Below are 25,296 nucleotides of genomic sequence, written 5' to 3'. Positions count from 1 at the left end.
CCATGGTCGACCCCGACGGGCAGGGTGCCCATTGGACGTAAGTCTAGGTTTTGCCACCATCGGCCGATTTTCGGAAATAACCTACGCAAAAGCTCGGAAAAGCTCGTCGTAGCCCCTTGGAAAAAAATCCGACGAAGTGCACATTGAAGCGCTGTCCGGCGATGTCTGACGACTTGCCAGGGATTGATTGAACATTTAGAGAGCGCCATGTCCGACCACGATATTTTGAGCGACGCCGAGCGTGAAGCGCTCAGCGCAGTAATGCTCGAACCCGATCTGCCGCCGCAGCGTGTCCTGATCGTCGACGACGACAAGGATGCCCGCGAGCTGTTGTCGGAGATTCTCGCGCTCGATGGCATTCATTGCATGACCGCAGCCAGCGGTGAAACCGCGCTGAAAATGCTTGAGCAAAAGCCCTCGATCGGGCTGGTGATTACCGATCTGCGCATGGGCAATGTCGATGGCCTCGACCTGATCCGCCAGGTGCGCGAATCGGTGCGCGCGGCGATGCCGATCATCATTGTCTCCGGCGATGCCGACGTGAAAGACGCGATCGAGGCGATGCATCTGAGCGTGGTGGATTTTCTGCTCAAGCCGATTGATACGGGGAAGCTGCTTGGGCTGGTCAAACACGAATTGGGCATTGAGCCCTAGAAGCCCCTCACCCTGGCCCTCTCCCAGAGGGAGAGGGGACCGATTGTGGAGAATTCGAGGCTTTCATTGACCTGAACGTCCACAACCGAATGCATAATCGACATCGATCTTTCAGGTCGATGCATGGCGCAAGACGACTCGGTCGGCTCCCTCTCCCTCTGGGAGAGGGCTGGGGTGAGGGTTTCGATCTCGCCGTCTACGCCAAGCCGACGCCGAGCACATAAACAAAAAAGGCCCTGATCTCTCGATCAGGGCCTTTTTCATTTCAGCCATCAACCCAAGTTACAGACCATTCTTGGCCTTGAACTCGCGACGACGACGGTGCAGCACCGGCTCGGTGTAGCCATTGGGCTGTTTGGTGCCTTCGATCACCAGTTCGACCGCCGCCTGGAAGGCGATGTTGCTGTCGAAGTCCGGTGCCAGCGGGCGATACAGCGGGTCGTTGGCGTTCTGGCGGTCGACCACCGGCGCCATGCGCTTGAGGCTTTCCATCACTTGCTCTTGGGTGACGATACCGTGGCGCAGCCAGTTGGCGATGTGCTGGCTGGAGATACGCAACGTCGCACGGTCTTCCATCAGGCCGACGTCGTTGATGTCCGGCACTTTCGAGCAGCCGACACCCTGGTCGATCCAGCGCACCACGTAACCGAGAATGCCCTGGGCGTTGTTGTCCAGTTCGTTCTTGATCTGCTCCGGCGTCCAGCTCGGGTTGACCGCCAGCGGGATGGTCAGAATGTCGTCCACCGAGGCGCGGGCACGTTTGGCCAGTTCGGCCTGACGCGCGAACACGTCGACCTTGTGGTAGTGCAGCGCGTGCAGCGCAGCGGCGGTCGGCGACGGCACCCAGGCAGTGTTGGCGCCGGCCAGCGGGTGAGCGATTTTCTGTTCGAGCATCGCGGCCATCAGATCCGGCATCGCCCACATGCCCTTACCGATTTGCGCACGACCTTGCAGGCCGGTGCTCAGACCGATATCGACGTTCCAGTTTTCGTAGGCGCCGATCCACTTCTCGGCCTTCATGTCAGCCTTGCGCACCACCGGGCCGGCTTCCATGGAGGTGTGGATTTCGTCGCCGGTGCGGTCGAGGAAACCGGTGTTGATAAACACCACGCGCTCGCTGGCGGCCTTGATGCAAGCCTTGAGGTTGACCGTGGTGCGGCGCTCCTCGTCCATGATCCCGACTTTCAGGGTGTTGCGCGGCAGGCGCAGGACATCTTCGATACGCCCGAACAGCTCGTTGGTGAACGCCGCTTCTTCCGGGCCGTGCATCTTCGGTTTGACGATGTACACCGAACCGGTGCGGGTGTTGCGCCGCGAAGTGTTGCCATTGAGGTTGTGCATCGCCGCCAGGCAAGTCACCAGACCGTCGAGGATACCTTCCGGTACTTCGTTGCCTTGACTGTCGAGGATCGCGTCGATGGTCATCAGGTGACCGACGTTGCGCACGAACAACAGCGAACGGCCGTGCAGCGTCACTTCACCGCCATTCGGCGCGGTGTAGGTGCGATCCGGGTTCATGGTGCGGGTGAAGGTCTGGCCGCCCTTGGCGACTTCTTCCGACAGATCGCCTTTCATCAGGCCGAGCCAGTTGCGGTAGATCACCACTTTGTCGTCGGCATCGACGGCGGCCACGGAGTCTTCGCAGTCCATGATCGTGGTCAGCGCCGCTTCCATGAGGATGTCTTTGACGCCGGCGGCATCGGTCTGGCCGACCGGAGTGCTGCCGTCGATCTGGATTTCGAAGTGCAGGCCGTTGTGCTTGAGCAGCACCGCGATCGGCGCGTTGGCGTCGCCCTGGAAGCCGATCAGTTGAGCATCATCGCGCAGGCCGCTGTTGCTGCCGCCCTTCAGCGTCACGACGAGCTTGCCGTCAGCGATCTTGTAGCCAGTCGAATCGACGTGGGAGCCAGCGGCCAGGGGGGCGGCTTCGTCGAGGAAGGCGCGGGCGAAGGCGATGACTTTGTCGCCACGCACCTTGTTGTAGCCTTTGCCTTTTTCCGCGCCGCCGTCTTCGCTGATCGCGTCGGTGCCGTAGAGCGCGTCGTACAGCGAACCCCAGCGGGCGTTCGAGGCATTGAGGGCGAAGCGCGCATTCATCACCGGCACGACCAGTTGCGGTCCGGCGGTACGGGCGATTTCATCATCGACGTTTTGCGTCGTGGCCTGGAAATCAGCCGCTTCTGGCAGCAGATAACCGATCTCTTGCAGGAGAGCTTTGTAGGCCACGGCGTCGTGCGCCTGGCCGGCATGCTGCTGATGCCAGGCATCGATGCGCGCCTGGAAGTCATCGCGTTTGGCGAGTAGGGCTTTGTTCTTCGGCGCCAGGTCGTGAATGACCTTGTCGGCACCTTCCCAGAATTGTTCGGCGGTGAGGCCGGTACCGGGAATGGCTTCGTTGTTCACGAAGTCGAACAGGACTTTGGCGACCTGCAGGCCACCGACTTGAACGTGTTCAGTCATTGCTTGCCTCACTCTGCTCAGCTATTTCGCTTTTCAGCTCGTCAATTTAACAATGAAGCTTCTGGCCATTTAAACCACAAACCTGCCGACCAGTACATGCCATTGCTGGCGGCTGGGCTAGGACCAATCAACGGCTTGGAGGCCTTGCTGACGGGGCTTTCAGGGTTGCGAAGGGCCTTGGGCAGACATCGATCCAGCGTTATGTAGTGCGCGCTGCGGCATACTACATGATGAGTTGCGCTTGTGAAAATCAGACTAATTACGTCGTTCTGCGACCTCATGACGCATTGCGGTCACGTCGCGGAACGGGATGTTCTCAAAAAAGCATTGGATTGTTCCAGCTAAATATCGAAAGTTGTACACATAAATGCTGCTCAGGCTGCCTCGCCACAGATTCTGCGCAGCGGTTGGCCCATCCAGACCAATCCTCTTGCCTATACTTGCCCTTCGATAACAAAAGTCATGACAAGAGGGCTGCGCCATGGACCATCTCGTACTCACCGTTTTCGCTCCGGACAAGCCCGGGCAGGTCGAGCGCATCGCCCAATGCATCGCCGAGCACGGCGGCAACTGGCTGGAAAGTCGCATGTCACGGATGGCCGGGCAGTTCGCCGGGATCCTGCGCGTGGGCGTGCCGGCGGAGGCTTACGACGAATTGGTCGATGCCTTGCAAGCGTTGTCGGCGCATGGCATTCGTGTGTTGATTGCCGAAAGCGGTGTCGAGCAGTCCTGCACGTGGAAACCGATCGCCATGGAACTGGTCGGTAATGATCGCCCGGGTATTGTCCGCGATATCACCCGGCTGTTGAGCGAGCAGGGCGTGAATCTGGAACGGCTGGTGACGGAGGTGCGCCCGGCGCCAATGAGCAGCGAGCCGCTGTTTCACGCCGAGGCGATTCTGGCGGTGCCGCTGACCCTGTCGCTGGATGTGTTGCAGGCGCGCCTGGAAACCCTGGCTGACGATCTGATGGTCGAACTGGTGTTACGCACAGAGGTTTAAGCGCTGCGAAGGTTATTCAGGTTTAACGTGCACCTGCCTGTGGATAACCTGTAGAGACAGACCGCCACGCCACGCCGGCCGTGACTTTGCGCCCGTTGATCAAAAAAACGCCAACATTCAGTGACTTGCGCACAAACGGCGGGGATCACGCTGTGGATAAGCTTGGGAAGGAACGATGCAGGCCACGGTAACCGTGGCCTGTGGAGGTTTGTGCGTTTTTTGATCAGGCGCGCCGGCGCAGACTTATCCACGCATCAACGCTATAAACCGCCAGACCGGCCCAGATAAACATGAACGCGACCAGCGTGCTGGACGACAAATGCTCGCCAAACAGCAGCACAGCTTGCAGCAGCACCAGGGTCGGCGCGATGTATTGCAGGAAGCCAATGGTGGTGTAGGGCAGATGGCGGGTGGCGGCGTTGAAACATACCAGCGGTACCAGCGTGACCGGGCCGGCGGCCACCAGCCACCACGCCTCGGACGTAGTCCAGAAGGCAGGCTGCACGCTAGTCGCCGTCTGGTTGAACAGCAACCAGGCAATCGCTATCGGCACCAGCATCCAGGTTTCCACGACCAACCCCGGCAACGCCTTGACCGGCGCCTGTTTACGGATCAAGCCGTAAAAACCGAAGGTCAGCGCCAGTGCCAGCGACACCCACGGCAGACTGCCCACCTGCCATACCTGCTGCGCAACACCGATGGCAGCCAGCCCGACCGCGACCCACTGCATGCGCCGCAGCCGCTCACCGAGAATCACCATGCCCAGCAGCACGTTGACCAGCGGATTGATGTAGTAACCCAGACTCGCCTCAAGCATGCGGCCGTTGTTCACCGACCAGACGTAGGTCAGCCAGTTGGCCGCGATCAGCGTGCCGCTCAAGGCCAGAATGGCCAGGCGCTTGGGGTTGTCGAGCAGCTCGCGCAGCCAGCCCGGGTGTTTCCACACCATCAGCAGCAACGCACCGAACAACGCCGACCACAGCACCCGATGGATGATGATCTCGACGGCCGGGACTCCGGCGATGGCTTTGAAATAGATCGGGAACAGGCCCCAGATGATGTAGGCGCTCAGGCCCAGAATGTACCCGCGACGCGGGTTGGCGGCTTGCATGCAGAATCCTTGCTCAGGCAACTGACAAAGAGGGGATTGTAAGGAGATTTGTCTGCAAGTGAGTTGTGAATTTGTGAACACCGGACAAATGTAGGAGTGAGCCTGCTCGCGATAGCGAACGGACATTCAACATTGATGTTGGCTGACCCGACGCTATCGCGAGCAGGCTCACTCCTACAGGGGGCGGGGTGAATCAGAAAAGTTTCAGCGGCTCTTCATTGAGCGCCGACAACTGTTCACGCAAGGCCAGCACCTGGTCGCCCCAATACCGCTCCGTGCCAAACCACGGAAAGCTGTGCGGGAACGCCGGGTCATCCCAGCGCCGGGCCAGCCAGGCGCTGTAGTGCATCAGGCGCAGGGCGCGCAGCGGTTCGATCAGTGCCAGTTCGCGCGGGTCGAAATCGTGGAATTCGTTGTAGCCGTCCATCAATTCCGACAACTGCCCCAGGCACTCCTGGCGATCGCCGGCGAGCATCATCCAGATGTCCTGCACCGCCGGGCCCATGCGGCAGTCATCGAGGTCGACGATGTGGAACATCTCGTCGCGGCACATCATGTTGCCGGGGTGACAATCGCCGTGCATGCGAATGTTCTGATGCGGCGTGGCGGCGTAGACATCTTCCACGCGTTTGAGCAGGTCGCGGGCAACCGACTCGTACGCCGGCAGCAAACTTTTGGGGATGAAGTTGCCTTCGAGCAGGGTGTTCAGCGAAGCATGGCCGAAGTTCTCCACGGCGAGGGCTTCGCGGTGCTTGAACGGCTTGGTGCCGCCCACCGCATGCATGCGCCCGAGCAACTGGCCGAGGCGATACAGCTGATCAAGGTTGCCCGGCTCCGGCGCGCGCCCACCCCGGCGCGGAAACAGGGTGAAGCGGAAACCCGCGTGCTCATGCAGGGTTTCGCCGTTGTGGATCAGCGGCGCCACCACAGGGATGTCGATGTCGGCCAGTTCGAAGGTGAACTGGTGTTCCTCGAGGATGGCCTCGTTGGTCCAGCGCTGCGGACGGTAGAACTTGGCGATCAGCGGCTCGGAGTCTTCGATACCGACCTGATAGACACGGTTTTCGTAGCTGTTGAGCGCCAGAATGCGCGCGTCACTGAGGAAACCGATGCTTTCAACGGCATCCAGGACAAGATCGGGGGTGAGGGTTTCAAACGGGTGGGCCATGCTGACTCCTGCGCGCAGCAGGCTGCTGCGTCCGGCTCGGCATGGTAGCGCAGATGGCGGCGCGAAGGTGGTTGGTGTCTGGTCTGGCCTATTCGCGAGCAGGCTCGCTCCCACATTGAAATGCGATCCTCTGTGGGAGCGAGCCTGCTCGCGAAAGCGGTTTATCAGGCGCCGACGATCCCGCCATCCTCGCGGGTAATTGCCATCACCGAAGACCGCGGCTTGCCATTGGGCAGGTGCTCCGGGAAGGTCGAACCGCCGTTCTCGCCCGGATGCTGAATCCCGACAAACAGGGTTTTCTGATCCGGCGAGAAGCTGATCCCGGTCACTTCGCAACCCACCGGCCCGACCATGAAACGGCGAATCTCACCGGTCGCAGGGTCGGCGCAGAGCATTTGGTTGTTGCCCATCCCGGCGAAGTCGCCGGCATTGCTCGAATCGCCGTCGGTGAGAATCCACAGGCGTCCCGCCTTGTCGAAACCCAGGCCGTCGGGGCTGTTGAACATGTTCTGCGGGGTGATGTTGGATGAGCCACCCTTGGGGGTTCCGGCATGCACGCCCGGGTTGCCGGCGACCACGAACAGATCCCAGGCGAACGTCTTGGAGGCGTGATCGTCGCGGTGGGTGCGCCAGCGCAGAATCTGCCCATAGACGTTCTTCTCGCGCGGGTTCGGCCCGCCCACCGGTTGCCCGTCTTCGCCGCGCTTGGCGTTGTTGGTCAGGGTGCAATAAACCTGGCCGTCCTTGGGGCTGACGACGATCCACTCCGGGCGGTCCATGCGTGTTGCGCCAACCACGCTGGCGGCGAGGCGCGCGTGGATCAGCACTTCGGCCTGATCGGCAAACCCGCTGCTGGCGTCGATGCCATTCTTGCCGTGGGTCAGTTCGATCCACTGGCCCTGGCCTTTCGGGTGGTCAGGGTTGCCGTCACCGGCATCGAACTTCGCCACGTACAAGGTGCCGTGGTCGAGGATGTTGCGGTTGGCCTTCTGATTGCGGTGGTTGATGCGGTCGCGGCTGACGAATTTGTAGATGAACTCGCCACGCTCGTCGTCGCCCATGTACACCACAGCGCGACCGTCATCGGTCTCGGCCAGGGCGGCGTTTTCATGTTTGAAGCGGCCCAGCGCGGTGCGTTTGACCGGGGTCGATTGCGGGTCGAACGGATCGATCTCGACCACCCAGCCGTGGCGGTTGAGTTCGTTCGGGTTCTTGGCCATGTCGAAGCGCGGGTCGTGGGGGTGCCAGTTGATGTCTTTGCTGCTGGCAACGACGCCGTAGCGCTTCTGCGCGGCATCGAACTGTTGCTGGGCGTTGCTGCTGCCGAAGCAGTCGGTGAAGTTTTCCTCGCAGGTCAGATAGGTGCCCCACGGCGTCTTGCCGTTGGCGCAGTTCTGGAACGTGCCGAGAACTTTCTTGCCGTGCTTGTCGGCGGCGGTTTTCATCAAGTCGTGGCCGCGGGCCGGACCACTGATGCGCAGCGGTGAGTTACCGTGGATGCGCCGGTTGTAGCGCGAGCCCTGGACGAACTGCCACTGGCCGTTCCTGCGCTGCACTTCGATCACCGACACACCTTCACAGGCCAGCGCCTTGCGCACGTCTTCGGCCGACTGCGGCATGCCGCCGTGGGGATACAGATAGCGGTAGTTGGTGTATTCGTTGTTGATCGCCATCAACGCGCGATTCTTGTCGTCGGGGAAGGCGAACAGGCTCATGCCGTCGTTGTTGTCGCCGAACTGCACTTCCTGTGCGGCGGCGGTGCCATTGCCGCTCGGATCGAAGGCCGGACCATTCTTGTGCAGCGGCTGGCCCCAACTGATCAGCACCGAGGACTTGTAACCCTTGGGCAGGCTGATGGCGTCGGTGGTCGCGGCCGGAATGCTCTCGAAACCGAGCAGACGGCTGTTGCCGGCGCTGACGCTGGCGGCCATGACGCTGCGGGTCAACAGGTTGCCGCCAAGAAACATCGCCGCGCCGCACAACGCACCGGCGCTGATGAAACCGCGACGGCTGAGGCCGACCATTTTTTCCAGATCAGTGGATTGGTTTTCTTCTAATAGGCTCACATCAGGCTCCCTGCTTGGTTTATGGCCAACACCTTAATGCGGGTCGATGACGCTTTCGTTGCAGAGGCGAATCAGAGCGGCGTGCCGATCAGCACGTTGGACGGCGCGCATTGCACCTGCACCGGAGCGCCGACGCCCAGGCACTGGCGGCGCAGGTACAACGGTTCGGCCAAGGCGCAGAGGGTGTGGCCGTTGGGCAGGGAAATCCGTACTTCGCTGGGACCGTCCTCGGCGTCGAGGATCGCTTCGATGGTGCCGCGCAGGACATTGTGTCCGGGCGTTGCCGACTGATCGTCGCCGAGCAATTCAAGCCAGCCAGCCTTGATCAGCGCCATCACTTCGCTGCCGATCTGCAATTCCAGATGCACGGTGCTGTCGTGGGTGATCTGCGCTTCCAGACAAATACCTTCGGCCAGTTCCAGCCGGATCAAATCATTGCGACCTTGCGCCTCAATTGCGATGACGGTGCCATGCAGCTGATTGCGCGCGCTGGTCCTGAGCATCAGCCTGCCGAGCAGATCGAGATCGCTGACGTCTTCCGCCGCTTCCAGCACCTGCGCCTGCAAGGCCTGCAATTTCTGATACAGACGCAGGACCCGTTCGCCCTCGCTGGACAGTCTGGCGCCACCACCACCCTTGCCGCCTACCACGCGCTCGACCAAGGGTTTCTGCGCGAGATTGTTCAGCTCATCGATCGCATCCCACGCCGCCTTGTAACTGAGCCCTGCGCTCTTCGCCGCTCGGGTGATCGAGCCCTGCTCGGCGATGTGTTGCAGCAGGGCGATGCGTTGCGGACGGCGAACGATGTGTTGGGAGAGCAGGGAGGGCAGGGACATGGCAGAACGCTTCTGGCTCGGGCGATGAAATGGACGTTGGCCACTTGCAACGCATGAGTCAAGCCGAACACACAACCTGTAGGAGTGAGCCTGCTCGCGATAGCGGTGGACCAGCCAGCATCAATGTTGAATGTTCGACCGCTATCGCGAGCAGGCTCACTCCTACAGAAGGATGGTGTTGGGCTCAGGTTCCAGGTTTCGGCGTACGGGCCAGGCAGTACACATCGACCCGCGCCGCACCTGCATTCATCAACATCCGCGCCAGCGCCTGAGCGGTGGCACCGGTGGTCAGGACATCGTCAACCAGCGCGAAATGGCGGCCGCTTACCTGCGCCTCAGGCGCCAGCGCGAAGGCATTACGCAGATTGCGTTTACGCGCCTTGGCGTCGAGATCCTGCTGGGCATCGGTGTCGATGACTCGCCGCAGCACCTGTTCTTCGCACGGCAGGTCCAGCGAAACACTCAACCAGCGCGCGAGCATCGCCGCTTGATTGAAGCCCCGTTGACGCAGCCGTTTATTCGCCAGCGGCACCGGCAGCAGCACATCAGGCCTGAGCAAATCCTCGTCGAAACGATGTTGCAGGTATTGGCCGAGAACGTCGGCGAGCAGGTGGCCAAACGGCCATTTCGCGTTGTGTTTAAAGCGCGTGATCAGGCTGTCCACCGGAAAGCCATATAGCCACGGCACGGCGACTTTTTCGAACGCCGGCGGCTCTAGCACGCAATCACCGCAGGTCAGGCCATCTCCAGCCAGTGGCAAAGCGCAGCTCTGGCACTGGCTGCCGAGCCAGGGCAGCTCGGTTTCGCAAGCCTCGCACATTGGCATTTGTGCTTCTGCGGGCTCATCGCACAGCAAACAGGTCTGTACGTTTTTTAAACAGATGTAAACCTGTCCTTGGTATTGCGGTTGACAGCGCATCGCTCTTCCTTAAATATGCCGAACATCCGTGTAGCGCCTGTGGGTATTCGGTTTTCCCCGGCGCCAGCCAAGCATAACCAAGGAATTGCCCATGAGCGCGAGCACTGCCGCCACCCTGCGTCACGATTGGTCTCTGGCCGAAGTCAAAGCACTGTTCGTACAGCCATTCAACGACTTGCTGTTCCAGGCGCAAACGGTGCACCGCGCACATTTCAACGCCAACCGTGTGCAGGTCTCGACACTGCTGTCGATCAAGACCGGCGCCTGCCCGGAAGACTGCAAGTACTGCCCGCAGTCCGGGCACTACAACACCGGTCTGGAAAAAGAAAAACTGATGGAAGTGCAGAAGGTCCTCGAAGAGGCTGCCCGGGCCAAAGCCATTGGTTCGACGCGGTTCTGCATGGGCGCAGCGTGGAAACACCCTTCCGCCAAAGACATGCCGTATGTGTTGAAGATGGTTGAAGGCGTGAAAGCCCTCGGCCTGGAAACCTGCATGACCCTCGGGCGCCTCGATCAGCAGCAGACCGAAGCGCTGGCCAAGGCCGGCCTTGATTACTACAACCACAACCTCGACACCTCGCCGGAGTTCTACGGCAGCATTATCACCACCCGCACTTACAGCGAGCGCCTGCAAACGCTGGCCTACGTGCGCGAGTCGGGGATGAAAATCTGCTCCGGCGGCATTCTCGGCATGGGCGAATCGCTGGACGATCGCGCCAATCTGCTGATCCAGTTGGCCAACCTGCCGGAGCACCCGGAGTCGGTGCCGATCAACATGCTGGTTAAAGTCGCCGGCACGCCGCTGGAAAATGCCGAAGACATCGACCCGTTCGATTTCATCCGCATGCTCGCCGTCGCGCGCATTCTCATGCCGCAATCCCACGTGCGCCTGTCGGCCGGTCGCGAGGCAATGAACGAGCAGATGCAGGCCCTGGCCTTTTTTGCCGGCGCCAACTCGATTTTCTACGGCGACAAACTGCTTACCACCGCCAATCCGCAGGCGGACAAGGACATGCAGTTGTTCGCACGCCTCGGTATCCAGCCGGAAGCCCGCAAAGAGCATTCCGATGAGGTTCACCAGGCGGCGATCGAGCAGGCGCTGGTGGAGCAGAAGAGTAGCGAGCAGTTCTATAACGCCGCCGTCTGACTGCTGTTGAAATGCAAAACCTATAGGAGTGAGCCTGCTCGCGATGACGGTGTTTCAGCCGACATCAATGCTGAATGTTCGACCGCTATCGCGAGCAGGCTCACTCCTACAAGGATCTGTGTCATTTGAAAAATCGAGGCCTGCATGTCTTTCGATCTCGCCGCACGCCTTGCTGCCCGCCGGGCCGAAAACCTCTACCGCCAGCGCCCGCTGCTCGAGTCTCCGCAAGGCCCGCACGTGGTGGTCGATGGCCAGTCGCTGCTCGCGTTCTGCAACAACGACTATCTGGGCCTGGCCAATCATCCGCAGGTAATCGAAGCCTGGCGCGCCGGCGCTGAGCGTTGGGGCGTCGGCGGTGGTGCGTCGCATCTGGTCATCGGCCACAGTGGTCCGCATCACGCGCTGGAGGAAGCACTCGCCGATCTGACCGGACGGCCGCGTGCGCTGCTGTTCACCACCGGTTACATGGCCAACCTCGGCGCAGTCACTGCGCTCGTCGGGCAGGGCGATACGGTGCTCGAAGACCGGCTCAATCACGCTTCATTGCTGGACGCGGGCCTGTTGTCCGGCGCGCGTTTCAATCGTTATCTGCACAACGACGCCGAAAGCCTGGGCAAGCGCCTGGAGAAAGCCACTGGCAACACTTTGGTGGTCACCGACGGCGTGTTCAGCATGGACGGTGACATCGCCGACCTGCCGGCGCTGGCCCGCGAGGCCAAGGCCAAAGGCGCGTGGCTGATGGTTGATGACGCTCATGGCTTCGGCCCGTTGGGCGCCAACGGCGGCGGGATCGTCGAGCACTTTGGCTTGAGCCAGGACGATGTGCCGGTGCTGGTCGGCACCCTCGGGAAAGCTTTCGGCACTGCCGGAGCGTTTGTCGCCGGCAGCGAAGAGTTGATCGAAGGCCTGATCCAGTTCGCCCGCCCGTACATCTACACCACCAGCCAACCACCGGCGCTGGCCTGCGCGACGCTGAAAAGTCTGGAGCTGTTGCGCAGTGAACACTGGCGCCGTGAACACCTGCGGACCTTGATCCGCCAGTTCCGCCACGGCGCCGAGCAGATCGGGTTGGAGCTGATGGACAGCTTCACGCCGATCCAGCCGATCCTGATCGGCGATGCCGCGCGCGCCGTGCGGTTGTCGCAGATGCTGCGCGAGCGCGGGCTGATGGTCACGGCGATCCGTCCGCCGACCGTGCCTGCTGGGAGTGCGCGACTGCGGGTGACGCTGACCGCCGCCCACAGTGAGGCGCAGGTGCAACGCTTGCTGGAAGGACTGGCGGATTGTTTTGCCCGATTGTCGTTGGAGCCAAGCCATGCGTAATCGCCTGATTCTGCTGCCCGGCTGGGGCCTCGGCGTATCACCACTGGAGCCGCTGGCCGCAGCGTTGCGTGGCCTCGACGAACATTTGCAGGTCGAAATCGAGCCGCTGCCGGAGCTGGATTCCGCCAACGTTGAAGACTGGCTCGACGAACTCGATGCAAGCATTGCTCAGGAAGTCTGGCTCGGTGGCTGGTCGCTGGGCGGCATGCTCGCCTCTGAGTTGGCGGCACGCCGCGGCGAGGCGTGCTGCGGTGTGCTGACGCTGGCGAGCAACCCTGCGTTTGTCGCCCATGAACAGTGGCCGAACGCGATGCCCGCCGAGACTTTCGATGCCTTTCTTGCCGGTTGCCAAGCCGACCCGCGTCCCACCCTCAAGCGTTTCGCTTTGTTGTGTACGCAAGGCTCAACTGACCCCCGTGGCTTGTCGCGCTTGCTGCTGGGTGGCGCGCCGGCCACCGCGCCGACCGCGCTGATGGCGGGGCTGGAACTGCTCGCGCAACTGGACACGCGTCAGGCGCTGCAGGCATTTCGCGGGCCGCAGTTTCATCTGTTCGGCGGGCAGGACGCTCTGGTCCCGGCAGAAGCGGCGGGCGCGTTGTTTGCGCTGCTGCCGGATATCGAAATTGGCCTGATCGAACAGGCCAGCCATGCTTTGGTGCTGGAGGACCCGCATGGAGTCGCGGGCGCGATCCAGGCGTTTCTACATGAGTGCGCTGATGACTGACCTATCTCTTGTCCTGCCTGGTGGTTTGCCTGACAAGCGCCAGGTGGCGGCGTCTTTTTCTCGTGCAGCGGCCAGTTACGACAGCGTCGCCGAATTGCAGCGCGATGTCGGCACGCAGTTGCTCGAGCGCTTGCCGGCAGGTTTCGTGCCCTCGCGGTGGCTCGATCTCGGTTGCGGGACTGGCTATTTCACCCGAGCGCTGGCCTCGCGTTTTACCCGCAGCAGCGGGGTCGCGCTGGACATTGCCGAGGGCATGCTCAATCACGCACGGCCGTTGGGTGGCGCTGAGCATTTCATTGCGGGCGATGCCGAGCGGCTGCCGTTGCAGGATGCGAGTTTAGAGCTGATTTTCTCCAGCCTCGCGGTGCAGTGGTGCGCCGACTTCGAAGCGGTGCTCGGTGAAGCCTTCCGTGCGCTGAAACCGGGTGGAATATTTGCGTTTGCTAGTCTGTGTACAGGGACGCTGTCGGAGCTGCGTGAAAGTTGGCAGCAGGTCGACGGGCTGGTGCACGTCAACCGCTTCCGCGAATTCGCCCGCTATGAACAGTTATGTGCTGCCAGTGGCATGCGCATCGTGGCTCTGGAGAATCGGCCGCACGTGTTGCATTACCCGGATGTGCGCAGCCTCACTCACGAGCTGAAAGCGCTGGGCGCGCACAATCTGAATCCCGGCCGGCCGGGCGGTTTGACCGGGCGGGCGCGGATTCTCGGGCTGATCGAAGCGTATGAGCGGTTCCGTCAGTCGTCAGGGCTGCCGGCAACCTATCAGGTGGTCTACGCCGTGTTGGAGAAACCTCTATGAGCGCAGCCTATTTCATCACCGGAACCGACACCGATGTCGGCAAGACCACGGTTGCTGCCGGATTGCTCCACGCGGCGCGATCGGCAGGATTGAGCACAGCGGCGGGCAAACCGGTGGCTTCCGGGTGCGACGTCACGCCCAAAGGCTTGCGCAACGCTGATGCGTTGGCGCTGTTGGCCGAATGTTCGTTGCCACTGACTTATCAACAGGTCAACCCGGTCGCGTTCGAGCCAGCGATCGCGCCGCATCTGGCGGCGCGCGAAGCAGGTGTGGCGCTGACGGTGCAATCGCTGCTGGTGCCGATGCGCGGGATTCTGGCGATGAACGCCGATTTCACCCTGATCGAAGGTGCGGGTGGCTGGCGGGTGCCGTTGGCCGATCAGGACAATATTTCGGATCTGGCGATTGCACTGAAGCTGCCGGTGATTCTGGTGGTGGGCGTAAGGCTGGGCTGCATCAGTCACGCGTTGCTGACCGCCGAGGCGATCGCTCGCGATGGCCTGCAATTGGCGGGGTGGGTGGCGAACATCATCGATCCGAAAACTTCGCGGCTGGAGGAAAACCTTGCGACCCTGGCCGAACGCATCCCCGCGCCGTGCCTGGGCCGCGTGCCGAAACTCAAGGCGTTGAGCGCCGAAGCGGTGGCCGAGTTTTTACAGCTGGATTTGCTCGACTAAGTTTTTGCCTATGAACAGGCACTGTGCCATTAGTGTTTTTGACGGGTGTTTTGCTGGCGCGTCTGCTTCAATGGCGACCATTGATCCTTTGCAGGGACGGGCACGACTATGGAAATCTCCGGCAACACGGCTTTTTATGCAGGGCTGAGCTCGATTCAGTCGGGGCAGAACCGCGTAGATCAGGCCGCCAGCCAGATCGCCAACACTACCATCGAACGTTCGGTGACCAGCCAGTCGTCCGAAGTGCAGGTCAATCGCCTGCGCGGAGTGGATCGCGCACAGGAGTCGGATCTGACCAGCAATATCGTCGAGCTCTCGCAGGGCAAGACTCAGGCTGAGCTGGGTGTGAAGGTGGCCAAGGCGTCCGACGAAGTGCTGGGGACGATCATTGATACCTTCGCCTGACTGAATCTGCTGTAAACCTCGAAACGCCGCGCCCTGTCGCGGCGTTTTTCGTTTAAGTCCTTCTTGCTCAACTAATCTTTTCTTCAACGCCTGTGGCTTATTTCAAGTCGCGGCGATTTTGCGTTTCCGGCGTTGGGAAAAGCTGATGACGAACGGCAAAAGATCCACGCTTGACAAGATTTCGGCGTAAACGTATGTTTCAAACAACTGTTTGACCGTCACAACAACTCAACACGGTCGTTCATTCCCGGTTCCATCAGCAGAGGTTTATCGCTATGCCTGACTACAAGGCCCCCTTGCGTGATATTCGCTTCGTTCGTGACGAGCTGCTCGGCTACGAAGCGCACTATCAGAGCCTGCCAGCGTGCGCAGATGCCACGCCGGACATGGTTGACGCCATCCTCGAGGAAGGCGCCAAGTTTTGTGAGCAGGTACTGGCACCGCTGAACCGCGTGGGCGATCTGGAAGGCTGCACCTGGAGCGAGTCCGGCGTGAAAACCCCGACTGGCTTCAAAGAAGCGTACAAGCAATTCGTCGAAGGCGGCTGGCCGAGCCTGGCGCACGACGTTGAGCATGGCGGCCAAGGTCTGCCTGAGTCGTTGGGCCTGGCAGTCAGCGAAATGGTTGGCGAAGCCAACTGGTCGTGGGGCATGTACCCGGGCCTGTCGCACGGCGCGATGAACACCATCTCCGAGCACGGCACTCCGGAACAGCAGGAAGCCTATCTGACCAAACTGGTGTCCGGCGAATGGACCGGCACCATGTGCCTGACCGAACCGCACTGCGGCACCGACCTGGGCATGCTGCGCACCAAGGCCGAGCCTCAGGCCGACGGTTCCTACAAAGTCTCCGGCACCAAGATCTTCATCTCGGCCGGTGAGCACGACATGGCCGACAACATCGTCCACATCGTTCTGGCGCGCCTGCCGGATGCACCGGCTGGCACCAAAGGCATCTCGCTGTTTATCGTGCCGAAATTCCTGCCGAACGCCGATGGCACCATCGGCGCGCGCAACGCAGTGAGCTGCGGTTCGCTGGAACACAAGATGGGTATCCACGGCAACGCTACCTGCGTGATGAACTTCGACGGCGCCACCGGTTACCTGATCGGCCCGGCGAACAAAGGCCTGAACTGCATGTTCACCTTTATGAACACCGCTCGTCTGGGCACTGCGTTGCAAGGCTTGGCCCACGCCGAAATCGGCTTCCAGGGCGGTCTGAAATACGCTCGCGATCGCCTGCAAATGCGCTCGCTGACTGGCCCGAAAGCGCCGGACAAAGCGGCTGACCCGATCATCGTTCACCCAGACGTGCGCCGCATGCTGTTGACCATGAAGGCGTTCGCCGAGGGCAACCGCGCGATGGTTTACTTCACCGCCAAACAGGTCGACATCGTCAAGTATGGCGTCGATGAAGAAGAGAAGAAGAAGGCCGACGCACTGCTGGCGTTCATGACTCCGATCGCCAAAGCGTTCATGACCGAAGTCGGCTTCGAAGCCGCTAACCACGGCGTGCAGATCTACGGCGGCCACGGCTTCATCGCCGAGTGGGGCATGGAGCAGAACGTTCGCGACAGCCGCATTTCGATGCTGTACGAAGGCACCACCGGTATCCAGGCCCTCGACCTGCTCGGCCGTAAAGTGCTGATGACTCAAGGCGAGGCTTTGAAAGGCTTCACCAAGATCGTCCACAAGTTCTGCCAGACCAACGAAGGCAACGAAGCCGTTCAGGAATTCGTCGCGCCGCTGGCTGCACTGAACAAGGAATGGGGCGAGCTGACCATGAAGGTCGGTATGGCCGCCATGAAAGATCGCGAAGAAGTCGGCGCGGCCTCCGTGGACTACCTGATGTACTCCGGTTATGCCTGCCTGGCCTACTTCTGGGCGGACATGGCGCGTCTGGCTGCGGAAAAACTGGCTGCCGGCACCACGGACGAGGCGTTCTACACCGCCAAGCTGCAAACCGCGCGCTTCTACTTCCAGCGCATCCTGCCGCGTACCCGTACGCACGTGGCCACTATGCTGTCGGGCGCTGGCAATCTGATGGACATGAAGGAAGAAGACTTCGCACTGGGTTACTAAGCCCTACCGCAGTCTGCCAAAACCGCTGTTCCCGCTAGGGGGCAGCGGTTTTTTTGTTTGCGGATCGCTCAGATAGTCGAGCTTCCGGCCGTTACAGAGACCGTGTGTGATCTGGATCACATTGTATGGGCTTGGCCGCACTTTGCAGGCACAATGCCATCTCTTCGCTATGACGGGTCGGAGCTTACCCTTGCCGCGTTCTTCCGCTGTACGTTTCAGCCATTTCCTGCCATCACTGCTGTTATTGCTCGCGGGGCTGGCGGCTGCGTACGTCAAAGACCTCAGCGTGTTCTTCACGTCCCTGTTCAACGTCTTGCCGACCCTGGTTCTTCTGCTTGGCGGGGCGTATTGCGCGGTGTACCGGCGTCAGCGCGAACTGTTCCTGATGCTGACGGTGTACATCGCCTACTTCCTGCTCGACACCCAGACCGATTTTTACCGCGACAACGGCAAGGTGCGCGAAGACGCTGCGGTGGTGTTCCATCTGGTCTGCCTGTTGCTGCCGTTGTTGTTCGGGCTATTCGCGGCATGGCAGGAACGTACCCATCTGTTTCAGGACATGGTCGCGCGGTTCGCTGTGCTGCTGGCATTTGGCAGTGTGGCGCTGGGCCTGGAACAAAGTTACCCACAGGCGCTGCTGCTGTGGCTGTCGGAGATCCGCTGGCCGGCGCTGCACGGCGCATGGATGAGCCTGATCCAGTTGTCCTACCCGGTGTTCATCTCGGCCTTCCTGTTGCTGGCCTGGCAATACTGGCGCAACCCGCGTCCCTTGCACGCGGCGCAACTGGTCGGCTTGCTCGGGGTATTCTGGATGCTGCCGAAGACGTTCATTCTGCCGTTCACCCTCAACATCATGTGCAGCCAGGTAATGCTGATGATCGCGGCCGCGGTTGCGCATGAGGCCTATCAAATGGCCTTCCGCGACGAACTCACCGGTCTGCCGGGTCGACGCGCGCTCAACGAACGCATGCAACGCCTGGGGCGCAACTATGTGCTGGCGATGAGCGACGTCGATCATTTCAAGAAATTCAACGACACCCACGGCCACGATGTCGGTGATCAGGTGCTGCGGCTGGTCGCCAGTAAGCTGTCGAAAATCAGCGGTGGCGGTAGGGCGTATCGCTACGGCGGTGAGGAATTTGCCCTGGTGTTCGCAGGCAAGACCCTTGAGGAATGCATGCCGCACCTGGAAGTGATCCGTGAATCGATCGCGTCTTACAGCATTCAGCTGCGCAACCAGGAAAACCGCCCGCAGGATGACCAGCAAGGTCGCCAGCGGCGCAGTGGTTCCGGGGCCTCGGCCGTGTCGGTGACGGTAAGCATCGGCGTCGCCGAACGCGTGGAGCAGCGTACTCCGGAAGAAGTGCTCAAGTCCGCCGACCAGGCGTTGTACAGCGCCAAGGGCGCCGGGCGTAACTGCGTCATGGCATTCGGGCAGAACCGTCGTGGCGCGGTGCGCATGGACACCGCTGCGGGTTGAGTGATGACGGCGCATTCAGCGCCCGCACAGTGATTGTCGGGTGGGATGGCCGGCAGTAGGTTGGTGAAATCTGCTGACGGAGAAGCCACCATGCCCGAGTACAAAGCCCCCCTGCGCGACATGCGCTTTCTGATCGATCACGTCTTCGACTTCCACACCAGCTACGCCAGTCTCGGCGCGCATGACGCCAGCCCGGACATGATCAGCGCGATCCTCGAAGAAGGCGCGAAGTTCTGCGAGAACGTGCTGGCCCCGCTCAATCGCAGCGGCGACGAAGAGGGCTGCCATTTCGACAATGGCGTGGTGACAACGCCTACAGGCTTCAAGCAGGCCTTCGCACACTATGTCGAGGGCGGCTGGCACGGGTTGGCGGCCGATCCAGCTTACGGCGGCCAAGGTCTGCCGAGTTCGCTGGGGCTGGTGATCAGCGAGATGGTCGGCTCCAGTAACACGTCGTGGGGCATGTACCCGGGCCTGACTCACGGCGCGATGTCGGCGATCCACGCCCACGGCACCGCCGAGCAGAAAGACACCTACCTGAGCAAACTCACCGCTGGCCAGTGGACTGGCACCATGTGCCTGACCGAAGCCCACTGCGGCACCGATCTGGGCATCATCAAGACCCGTGCGGTGCCTCGGGCTGACGGCAGCTTCGCGATCACCGGCAGCAAGATTTTCATCTCCGCCGGCGAGCATGACCTGAGCGACAACATCATCCATCTGGTATTGGCCAAGCTGCCGGACGCACCCGCCGGGACCAAAGGCATTTCCCTGTTTATCGTGCCCAAGTTCCTCCCCGATGCAGCAGGCGAAGCGGGGGAGCGCAATGGCGTTTCCTGCGGCTCGATCGAGCACAAGATGGGCATCAAGGCCTCGGCCACCTGCGTGCTGAATTTCGATGCCGCCACGGGTTACTTGATCGGCGAGCCGAACAAGGGCCTCAACTGCATGTTCACCATGATGAACCACGCGCGGCTGGGCACCGGCATGCAGGGCCTGTGTCTGGGCGAAGCGAGTTTTCAGGGCGCGATCAAATACGCCAACGACCGCCTGCAAATGCGCGCGCTGACCGGCGCCAAAGCTCCAGATAAACCTGCCGACCCGATCATCGTCCACCCCGACGTGCGGCGCATGTTGCTGACCATGAAAGCCTTCAACGAAGGCAATCGGGCGCTGACCTACTTCACTGCGCAGATGCTCGATGCCGCGCACCTGAGCAGCGACGCCCAGGCACGTCAGGAGGCCGAAGACTTGTTGGCGTTCCTCACGCCGATCTGCAAAGCGTTCATGACCGACACCGGGCTGGAAGTGACCAACCACGGCATGCAGGTGTTTGGCGGCCACGGTTTCATTCGTGAGTGGGGCATGGAACAACTGGTACGCGACTGCCGGATCGCGCCGATCTACGAGGGCACCAACGGCATTCAGGCGCTCGACCTGCTCGGGCGCAAAGTGCTGGGAAGCCAGGGCAAGCTGCTGCGCGGCTTCACCAAAATCGTCCACAAGTTCTGCGCAGCGAACGCCGACCATGCGCAGTTGGGCAGCTTCGTCGCGCAACTCAACGGGCTCAATCAACAGTGGGGCGACCTGACCATGAAGGTCGGCATGGCCGCCATGAAAAACCCGGATGAAGTCGGCGCCGCGTCCGTGGATTACCTGATGTACAGCGGCTACATCATCCTTGGCTACCTGTGGCTGCGCATGGCGCTGGTCGCGCAGGCACAGCTGGACGCAGGCGAGGGTGAGTCTGATTTCCTCAAGGGCAAACTGGCGACGTGCGAGTTTTACTTCAAGCGCCTGTTGCCGCGTACGGCTGCGCATCAGTCGGCGATCGAGGCGGGGAGTGATTGCTTGATGACTTTGCCAGCGGAGTCGTTTGCGCTTTAGGTAAAAGCAAAAGATCGCAACCTGCGGCAGTTCCTACAGGGGATCGCGTTTTATCTGTAGGACCCGCTAAAGGCTGCGATCTTTTTTATGGTGACTAAAAATAACAAATCAGTCACCGGTTGACCCTATGTGTCGCAAAAGTTGTTGGGTTACACTCCGGATCAACGAAAACATCATTCCACGAACCACCTGTTTAGATCTTGCGAGGTTTGCCATGGCTGACTACAAAGCGCCGCTGCGCGATATGCGCTTCGTCCTCAATGAAGTGTTCGAAGTCGCCAAACTCTGGGCCGAGCTGCCGGCGCTGGCCGAGACCGTCGACGCCGAAACCGTTGAAGCGATTCTCGAAGAGGCCGGCAAGGTCACCAGCAAAAGCATCGCGCCACTGAGCCGTGCCGCTGACGAGGAAGGTTGCCATTGGGCGGATGGTGCCGTCACCACGCCGGCCGGTTTCCCACAGGCTTATCAGACATATGCGGAGGGCGGTTGGGTCGGCGTTGGCGGTGATCCGGCCTACGGTGGCATGGGCATGCCCAAAGCCGTGTCGGCGCAGGTCGAAGAAATGGTCAACTCCGCCAGCCTGGCGTTCGGTCTGTACCCGATGCTGACCGCTGGCGCCTGCCTGTCGATCAATGCCCATGCCAGCGAAGAGCTGAAAGCCGCGTACCTGCCGAACATGTACGCCGGGATCTGGGCTGGTTCCATGTGCCTGACCGAGCCGCACGCCGGCACCGACCTGGGGATCATTCGCACCAAAGCCGAACCTCAGGCCGACGGTTCCTACAAGGTCAGCGGCACCAAGATCTTCATCACCGGGGGCGAACACGACCTCACCGAAAACATCATCCACTTGGTGCTGGCGAAACTGCCGGACGCCCCGGCGGGGCCGAAAGGCATTTCGCTGTTTCTGGTGCCGAAGTTCATGGTCAATGCCGACGGCAGCCTCGGCGCGCGCAATCCGGCGAACTGCGGTTCGATCGAACACAAGATGGGCATCCAGGCCTCGGCGACCTGCGTGATGAACTTCGACGAAGCCGTCGGCTATCTGGTCGGCGAGCCGAACAAAGGCCTGGCGGCGATGTTCACCATGATGAACTACGAGCGTCTGGGCGTAGGCATCCAGGGTCTGGCCACGGGCGAGCGCTCCTATCAGAACGCTGTTGAATACGCGCGCGATCGTCTGCAGAGCCGATCGCCGACCGGCGCGCAGAACAAGGACAAAGTTGCTGATCCGATCATCGTCCACCCGGACGTGCGGCGCATGCTACTGACCATGAAAGCCTCGAACGAAGGCGGTCGTGCGTTTTCCACTTACGTGGCGATGCAACTGGATACCGCCAAGTTCAGCGAAGACGCGACCACCCGCAAGCGCGCGGAAGATCTGGTCGCGTTGCTGACGCCGGTGGCAAAAGCCTTCCTGACCGACCTGGGGCTGGAAACCACCGTTCACGGCCAGCAGATCTTCGGTGGCCACGGTTACATCCGCGAGTGGGGCCAGGAGCAACTGGTGCGTGACGTGCGCATCACCCAGATCTACGAAGGCACCAACGGCATTCAGGCGCTGGATCTGGTCGGGCGCAAGATCGTTGGCAGTGGCGGCGCGTTCTACCAGCTGTTCGCTGACGAGATTCGTCACTTCACCGCAACCGCCAGCGCCGATCTTGGCGAGTTCACCAAGCCACTGAACGATGCCGTCGACACCCTCGACGAGCTGACCGCGTGGCTGCTCGACCGGGCGAAAAACAATCCGAACGAAATCGGCGCGGCCTCGGTCGAATATTTGCAAGCGTTCGGCTACACCGCTTACGCCTACATGTGGGCGTTGATGGCCAAAGCCTCGCTGGGCAAGGAAGCGCAGGACGATTTCTATGCGAGCAAGCTGGGCACCGCACGCTTCTATTTCGCCCGCCTTCTGCCGCGTATTCACTCGCTGAGCGCGTCGGTCAAAGCCGGTAGCGAGTCGCTTTTCCTGCTCGATGCTGCACAGTTCTGATCCCGCGCGCGTCATGTAAGCATTTGCTTACATGACGTGCTGCTGTTCTCCCATATGCGTACATTGGATCCACGGCTAATCTACATTTCATGGACGTCGCGCAGGAAGCGCAAAGTAAACAACACGGACACGTAGGATTCTGCCAGGGTGGCGGAGTGAAATGGATGTCAGGGAAACAGTCTGCAAAGCCCCGCTTCGGCGGGGTTTTCTTTTGCCTGAAGAAAAGTTCTCAGCCCAGCGGATCCAGCGGCCGTTGCACTTCGCGGTCGATGACCTCTTCAAGCAATGTCCGCAAAAGGGCCAACGAAGCCTGCTGGCGTTGAACATCGCGACACACCAGGCCGACTTTCAGGGGCACCCGCGGTTCGCTTAGCGGTTTCCACAGCAAATCTTCATCGTCGTATTCCTTCTGCGAGCGTCCTGGCAACACCGTTGCCAGTTTGGTGTGCGGCAGGCTGTCGAGAATCCCCAGCATATTGTTCAGCTCGGCCTGCACCTGCGGACGGCGTCCAAGGCTGGTCAGTTGTGCCTGCCAGATCTGCCGGATCTGGAACTCTTCGCCGAGCAGCAGCATCGGCAGTTCAGCAGCCTGGCGCATCGAGACTTTCTTGAAATCACGCAAGGGATGATCCGCCGGGATGACCAGCGTCAGTTCGTCCTCGTACAGCAACACGCCGTGCAGCCCGGGTTGGCGCGGCGGCAGATAACTGATGCCGATGTCCAGTGAACCGTTGAGCAGGCGCCGTTCGATCTCCAGCCCGGTCAGCTCATAGATCTGCACCACCAGATGCGGCTGCGCCTTGCGCACACGCTCGAGCATTTGCGGCACGAGGCTGGTGTGCACCGTTTGCAGCACACCGATCGCCAGGGTCCGCAACGCCTGCCCCTTGAAATTGCCCAATGCCTCGCGCGCTCGCTGCAAGCCATCGAGCAGCGGTAACGCGTGGTTGTACAACGTGTGAGCGGCAAGGGTCGGCAGCAAGCGTTTGCTGCTGCGTTCGAACAGCGTTACGTCGAGGTTCTGCTCGAGCTGACGAATCTGCTGCGACAGTGCCGGCTGCGAGATCGACAGCCGTTCGGCCGCACGGCCGACATGACCCTCTTCGTAGACCGCGACGAAATAACGCAGTTGTTTGAAATCCATAAGTAATGCTTATTGAAATAGCTGGGAAATCGAAATGGCCCGCAGACGCGGGTGCGCCTAGTCTAACCGCAATCCCAAGGCTTTCAGGGCCGAAAATACGCGATGAATGACCTGCGCTTCGCCAGTGTTTACATAGGCAGTTCAAAATACCTCCAGCGAGGTATGTGCGGATGAATCTGTTCAATTTGCGGCGCCACACGCCAGATCTTGATGACCTTGCATTCGAGGCGCAGTCCTCAGCAATGACCGATCGTCTACATGCCGCTCGTCTGATGTCCAGTGTTGAACGGCCGCCCCAAGTCTTCGTTCGAGGCCAGGGTTCCTGGCTGTGGGACAACAACGATCGCGCCTATCTCGACTTTTCCCAGGCCGGCGGCGCCAACAGCCTGGGCCACAGCCCTACCGCGCTGGTCAAAGCCATTGCCAATCAGGCGCAGGCGCTGATCAATCCGGGTTTCAAGCTGCACAATCGCGGCATGCTCAGCCTCGCCGAGCGCCTGTGTGCCAGCACCCACAGCGATCAGGCTTATCTGCTCAACAGCGGCAGCGAAGCCTGTGAGGCGGCGCTCAGACTGGCACGCAAGTGGGGCCAACTGCATCGCGGCGGCGCTTCGCGGATCATCATGGCGCAGCACGGCTGCCATGGTCGCAGTCTGGCGACGAATGATCAGGTGCCATTCAACGACTTGCCGGCCCTGCACGCGGCGGTCGACGCGCAGACCGTCGCGATCATGCTTGAAGCGATCCAGAGCGACGCCGGGGTTATTCCCGCGACCGAGCATTACCTCAAAGGCGTCGAGCGACTGTGTCGCGAGTTGGGCATTCTGCTGATTCTCGACGAAGTACAGACCGGTATCGGCCGCTGCGGCGCCTTGCTCGCCGAACAGTCCTACGGCATTCGCGCCGATATCGTCATGCTCGGCAAAGGCCTTGGCGGCGGCTTGCCACTGGCAGCGTTGCTGGCGCGGGGCAAAGCCTGCTGTTTCGCCGTCGGCGAACTGGGCGGCACCCATCACGGCAACGCGTTGATGACCGGAGCCGGCCTGGTGGTACTCGACAGCGTGCACGACCGCAGCTTCCTCCAGCAGGTCAACGACAACGGCCAGCATCTGCGCGAAGGCCTTGCGCGATTGGCGCACCGCTATGGGCATGGCGAACTGCGCGGCCAGGGCCTGTTCTATGGGCTGACGTTATCGGCAGAGTGCGCCGATGCCGTTGTTCACGCTGCGCTGCACGAAGGCCTGATACTCAACGCCGTGCAACCCGACTGCCTGCGTTTCACCCCGGCCCTCACTGTCAGCAAAGCCAACATCGACGAAATGCTTTTGCGCCTGGGCCGCGCTTTCTCGCGAGTACGCACCGCTCAGTTGCAGTGCCGTAAGGGCATTGCCGTCTGAGCTGAACTGCCCCACCGATTAC

General features: G+C 61.1%; 20 protein-coding genes. 13 read left to right on the top strand and 7 right to left on the bottom strand.

All coding sequences use genetic code 11. The annotated features are described in order from the left end of the window. Positions 1 to 207 precede the first annotated feature (207 nt). Entirely contained in the window at positions 208 to 654 is a 447-nt protein-coding gene (locus AEQ63_RS25470) for a response regulator (protein WP_064365296.1), read from the top strand. 282 nt (positions 655 to 936) lie between these two features. Here AEQ63_RS25470 and AEQ63_RS25465 read toward each other — a convergent pair whose 3' ends face one another. Continuing rightward, entirely contained in the window at positions 937 to 3,114 is a 2,178-nt protein-coding gene (locus AEQ63_RS25465) for a malate synthase G (protein ID WP_064365295.1), read from the bottom strand. Between the two features lie 481 nt (positions 3,115 to 3,595). On the opposite strand from AEQ63_RS25465, the gene AEQ63_RS25460 reads away from it, so the two are divergent. After that, positions 3,596 to 4,114 carry a glycine cleavage system protein R gene (locus tag AEQ63_RS25460; protein ID WP_016772854.1) on the top strand — a complete coding sequence of 173 codons (519 nt, stop codon included), beginning with the start codon at positions 3,596 to 3,598 and terminating at the stop codon, positions 4,112 to 4,114. 223 nt (positions 4,115 to 4,337) lie between these two features. Here AEQ63_RS25460 and rarD read toward each other — a convergent pair whose 3' ends face one another. The 5 genes from rarD to AEQ63_RS25435 all read right to left on the bottom strand — a co-directional run bounded on the left by rarD (position 4,338) and on the right by AEQ63_RS25435 (position 10,214). Next, positions 4,338 to 5,225, bottom strand: a complete 888-nt coding sequence (rarD, locus tag AEQ63_RS25455; protein WP_064365294.1) for an EamA family transporter RarD — start codon at positions 5,223 to 5,225, stop codon at positions 4,338 to 4,340. 193 nt (positions 5,226 to 5,418) lie between these two features. Next, entirely contained in the window at positions 5,419 to 6,393 is a 975-nt protein-coding gene (locus AEQ63_RS25450) for a serine/threonine protein kinase (RefSeq protein ID WP_064365293.1), read from the bottom strand. 164 nt (positions 6,394 to 6,557) lie between these two features. Continuing rightward, on the bottom strand, positions 6,558 to 8,459 hold the full coding sequence (locus AEQ63_RS25445; protein WP_042606667.1) for a PhoX family protein: 1,902 nt from the start codon (positions 8,457 to 8,459) through the stop codon (positions 6,558 to 6,560). A 71-nt stretch (positions 8,460 to 8,530) separates the two neighbouring features. After that, positions 8,531 to 9,295: a TOBE domain-containing protein gene (locus AEQ63_RS25440; RefSeq protein ID WP_064365292.1), complete on the bottom strand. Its 765-nt coding sequence runs from the start codon at positions 9,293 to 9,295 to the stop codon at positions 8,531 to 8,533. A 184-nt stretch (positions 9,296 to 9,479) separates the two neighbouring features. Then, on the bottom strand, positions 9,480 to 10,214 hold the full coding sequence (locus AEQ63_RS25435) for a ComF family protein (RefSeq protein WP_064365291.1): 735 nt from the start codon (positions 10,212 to 10,214) through the stop codon (positions 9,480 to 9,482). A gap of 91 nt (positions 10,215 to 10,305) precedes the next feature. Between AEQ63_RS25435 and bioB the strand changes: the two genes are divergently transcribed. The 10 genes from bioB to AEQ63_RS25385 all read left to right on the top strand — a co-directional run bounded on the left by bioB (position 10,306) and on the right by AEQ63_RS25385 (position 22,733). Then, positions 10,306 to 11,361 (top strand): biotin synthase BioB, encoded by a 1,056-nt coding sequence (gene bioB / locus AEQ63_RS25430; protein WP_064365290.1) that lies wholly within the window; start codon positions 10,306 to 10,308, stop codon positions 11,359 to 11,361. Between the two features lie 144 nt (positions 11,362 to 11,505). Next, the gene (gene bioF, locus AEQ63_RS25425; RefSeq protein ID WP_064365289.1) at positions 11,506 to 12,684 is read left to right on the top strand and encodes an 8-amino-7-oxononanoate synthase; all 1,179 of its coding nucleotides are present in this window, start codon (positions 11,506 to 11,508) and stop codon (positions 12,682 to 12,684) included. After that, positions 12,677 to 13,408 (top strand): alpha/beta fold hydrolase, encoded by a 732-nt coding sequence (locus tag AEQ63_RS25420; protein ID WP_064365288.1) that lies wholly within the window; start codon positions 12,677 to 12,679, stop codon positions 13,406 to 13,408. The genes bioF and AEQ63_RS25420 overlap by 8 nt, the downstream gene beginning before the upstream one ends. After that, entirely contained in the window at positions 13,401 to 14,210 is an 810-nt protein-coding gene (gene bioC, locus AEQ63_RS25415) for a malonyl-ACP O-methyltransferase BioC (protein WP_064365356.1), read from the top strand. Before AEQ63_RS25420 ends, bioC begins: the two co-directional genes overlap by 8 nt. Beyond that, positions 14,207 to 14,887 carry a dethiobiotin synthase gene (gene bioD, locus AEQ63_RS25410; RefSeq protein ID WP_064365287.1) on the top strand — a complete coding sequence of 227 codons (681 nt, stop codon included), beginning with the start codon at positions 14,207 to 14,209 and terminating at the stop codon, positions 14,885 to 14,887. Before bioC ends, bioD begins: the two co-directional genes overlap by 4 nt. A gap of 108 nt (positions 14,888 to 14,995) precedes the next feature. Continuing rightward, positions 14,996 to 15,292 carry a hypothetical protein gene (locus AEQ63_RS25405; RefSeq protein WP_042606675.1) on the top strand — a complete coding sequence of 99 codons (297 nt, stop codon included), beginning with the start codon at positions 14,996 to 14,998 and terminating at the stop codon, positions 15,290 to 15,292. Positions 15,293 to 15,567: 275 nt separating this feature from the next. Beyond that, entirely contained in the window at positions 15,568 to 17,373 is a 1,806-nt protein-coding gene (locus AEQ63_RS25400; RefSeq protein ID WP_042606676.1) for a phenylacyl-CoA dehydrogenase, read from the top strand. 190 nt (positions 17,374 to 17,563) lie between these two features. Then, on the top strand, positions 17,564 to 18,853 hold the full coding sequence (locus AEQ63_RS25395) for a GGDEF domain-containing protein (protein WP_041476719.1): 1,290 nt from the start codon (positions 17,564 to 17,566) through the stop codon (positions 18,851 to 18,853). A 90-nt stretch (positions 18,854 to 18,943) separates the two neighbouring features. Next, entirely contained in the window at positions 18,944 to 20,740 is a 1,797-nt protein-coding gene (locus AEQ63_RS25390) for an acyl-CoA dehydrogenase C-terminal domain-containing protein (RefSeq protein WP_064365286.1), read from the top strand. A gap of 214 nt (positions 20,741 to 20,954) precedes the next feature. Further along, positions 20,955 to 22,733 carry an acyl-CoA dehydrogenase C-terminal domain-containing protein gene (locus tag AEQ63_RS25385; RefSeq protein ID WP_016772869.1) on the top strand — a complete coding sequence of 593 codons (1,779 nt, stop codon included), beginning with the start codon at positions 20,955 to 20,957 and terminating at the stop codon, positions 22,731 to 22,733. Positions 22,734 to 22,962: 229 nt separating this feature from the next. On the opposite strand, the gene AEQ63_RS25380 is transcribed toward AEQ63_RS25385, so the two are convergent. Next, positions 22,963 to 23,877, bottom strand: a complete 915-nt coding sequence (locus AEQ63_RS25380; protein WP_064365285.1) for a LysR family transcriptional regulator — start codon at positions 23,875 to 23,877, stop codon at positions 22,963 to 22,965. Between the two features lie 170 nt (positions 23,878 to 24,047). Here AEQ63_RS25380 and AEQ63_RS25375 point away from each other — a divergent pair, with 170 nt between their 5' ends. Then, entirely contained in the window at positions 24,048 to 25,274 is a 1,227-nt protein-coding gene (locus AEQ63_RS25375; RefSeq protein WP_064365284.1) for an aspartate aminotransferase family protein, read from the top strand. The last annotated feature ends 22 nt before the right edge of the window (positions 25,275 to 25,296 follow it).

Origin of the sequence: Pseudomonas sp. RIT-PI-o, from assembly GCF_001297215.1 — a bacterium.
Classification (GTDB): domain Bacteria; phylum Pseudomonadota; class Gammaproteobacteria; order Pseudomonadales; family Pseudomonadaceae; genus Aquipseudomonas; species Aquipseudomonas moraviensis_A.
This window is presented reverse-complemented; position numbering and strand designations above follow the sequence as displayed.

Coding starts and splice junctions, on each gene's coding strand:
- AEQ63_RS25470 (WP_064365296.1), top strand. CDS start 208: ATGTCCGACCACGATATTTTGAGCGACGCCGAGCGTGAAGCGCTCAGC.
- AEQ63_RS25465 (WP_064365295.1), bottom strand. CDS start 3,114: ATGACTGAACACGTTCAAGTCGGTGGCCTGCAGGTCGCCAAAGTCCTG.
- AEQ63_RS25460 (WP_016772854.1), top strand. CDS start 3,596: ATGGACCATCTCGTACTCACCGTTTTCGCTCCGGACAAGCCCGGGCAG.
- rarD (WP_064365294.1), bottom strand. CDS start 5,225: ATGCAAGCCGCCAACCCGCGTCGCGGGTACATTCTGGGCCTGAGCGCC.
- AEQ63_RS25450 (WP_064365293.1), bottom strand. CDS start 6,393: ATGGCCCACCCGTTTGAAACCCTCACCCCCGATCTTGTCCTGGATGCC.
- AEQ63_RS25440 (WP_064365292.1), bottom strand. CDS start 9,295: ATGTCCCTGCCCTCCCTGCTCTCCCAACACATCGTTCGCCGTCCGCAA.
- AEQ63_RS25435 (WP_064365291.1), bottom strand. CDS start 10,214: ATGCGCTGTCAACCGCAATACCAAGGACAGGTTTACATCTGTTTAAAA.
- bioB (WP_064365290.1), top strand. CDS start 10,306: ATGAGCGCGAGCACTGCCGCCACCCTGCGTCACGATTGGTCTCTGGCC.
- bioF (WP_064365289.1), top strand. CDS start 11,506: ATGTCTTTCGATCTCGCCGCACGCCTTGCTGCCCGCCGGGCCGAAAAC.
- AEQ63_RS25420 (WP_064365288.1), top strand. CDS start 12,677: ATGCGTAATCGCCTGATTCTGCTGCCCGGCTGGGGCCTCGGCGTATCA.
- bioC (WP_064365356.1), top strand. CDS start 13,401: ATGACTGACCTATCTCTTGTCCTGCCTGGTGGTTTGCCTGACAAGCGC.
- bioD (WP_064365287.1), top strand. CDS start 14,207: ATGAGCGCAGCCTATTTCATCACCGGAACCGACACCGATGTCGGCAAG.
- AEQ63_RS25405 (WP_042606675.1), top strand. CDS start 14,996: ATGGAAATCTCCGGCAACACGGCTTTTTATGCAGGGCTGAGCTCGATT.
- AEQ63_RS25400 (WP_042606676.1), top strand. CDS start 15,568: ATGCCTGACTACAAGGCCCCCTTGCGTGATATTCGCTTCGTTCGTGAC.
- AEQ63_RS25390 (WP_064365286.1), top strand. CDS start 18,944: ATGCCCGAGTACAAAGCCCCCCTGCGCGACATGCGCTTTCTGATCGAT.
- AEQ63_RS25385 (WP_016772869.1), top strand. CDS start 20,955: ATGGCTGACTACAAAGCGCCGCTGCGCGATATGCGCTTCGTCCTCAAT.
- AEQ63_RS25380 (WP_064365285.1), bottom strand. CDS start 23,877: ATGGATTTCAAACAACTGCGTTATTTCGTCGCGGTCTACGAAGAGGGT.
- AEQ63_RS25375 (WP_064365284.1), top strand. CDS start 24,048: ATGAATCTGTTCAATTTGCGGCGCCACACGCCAGATCTTGATGACCTT.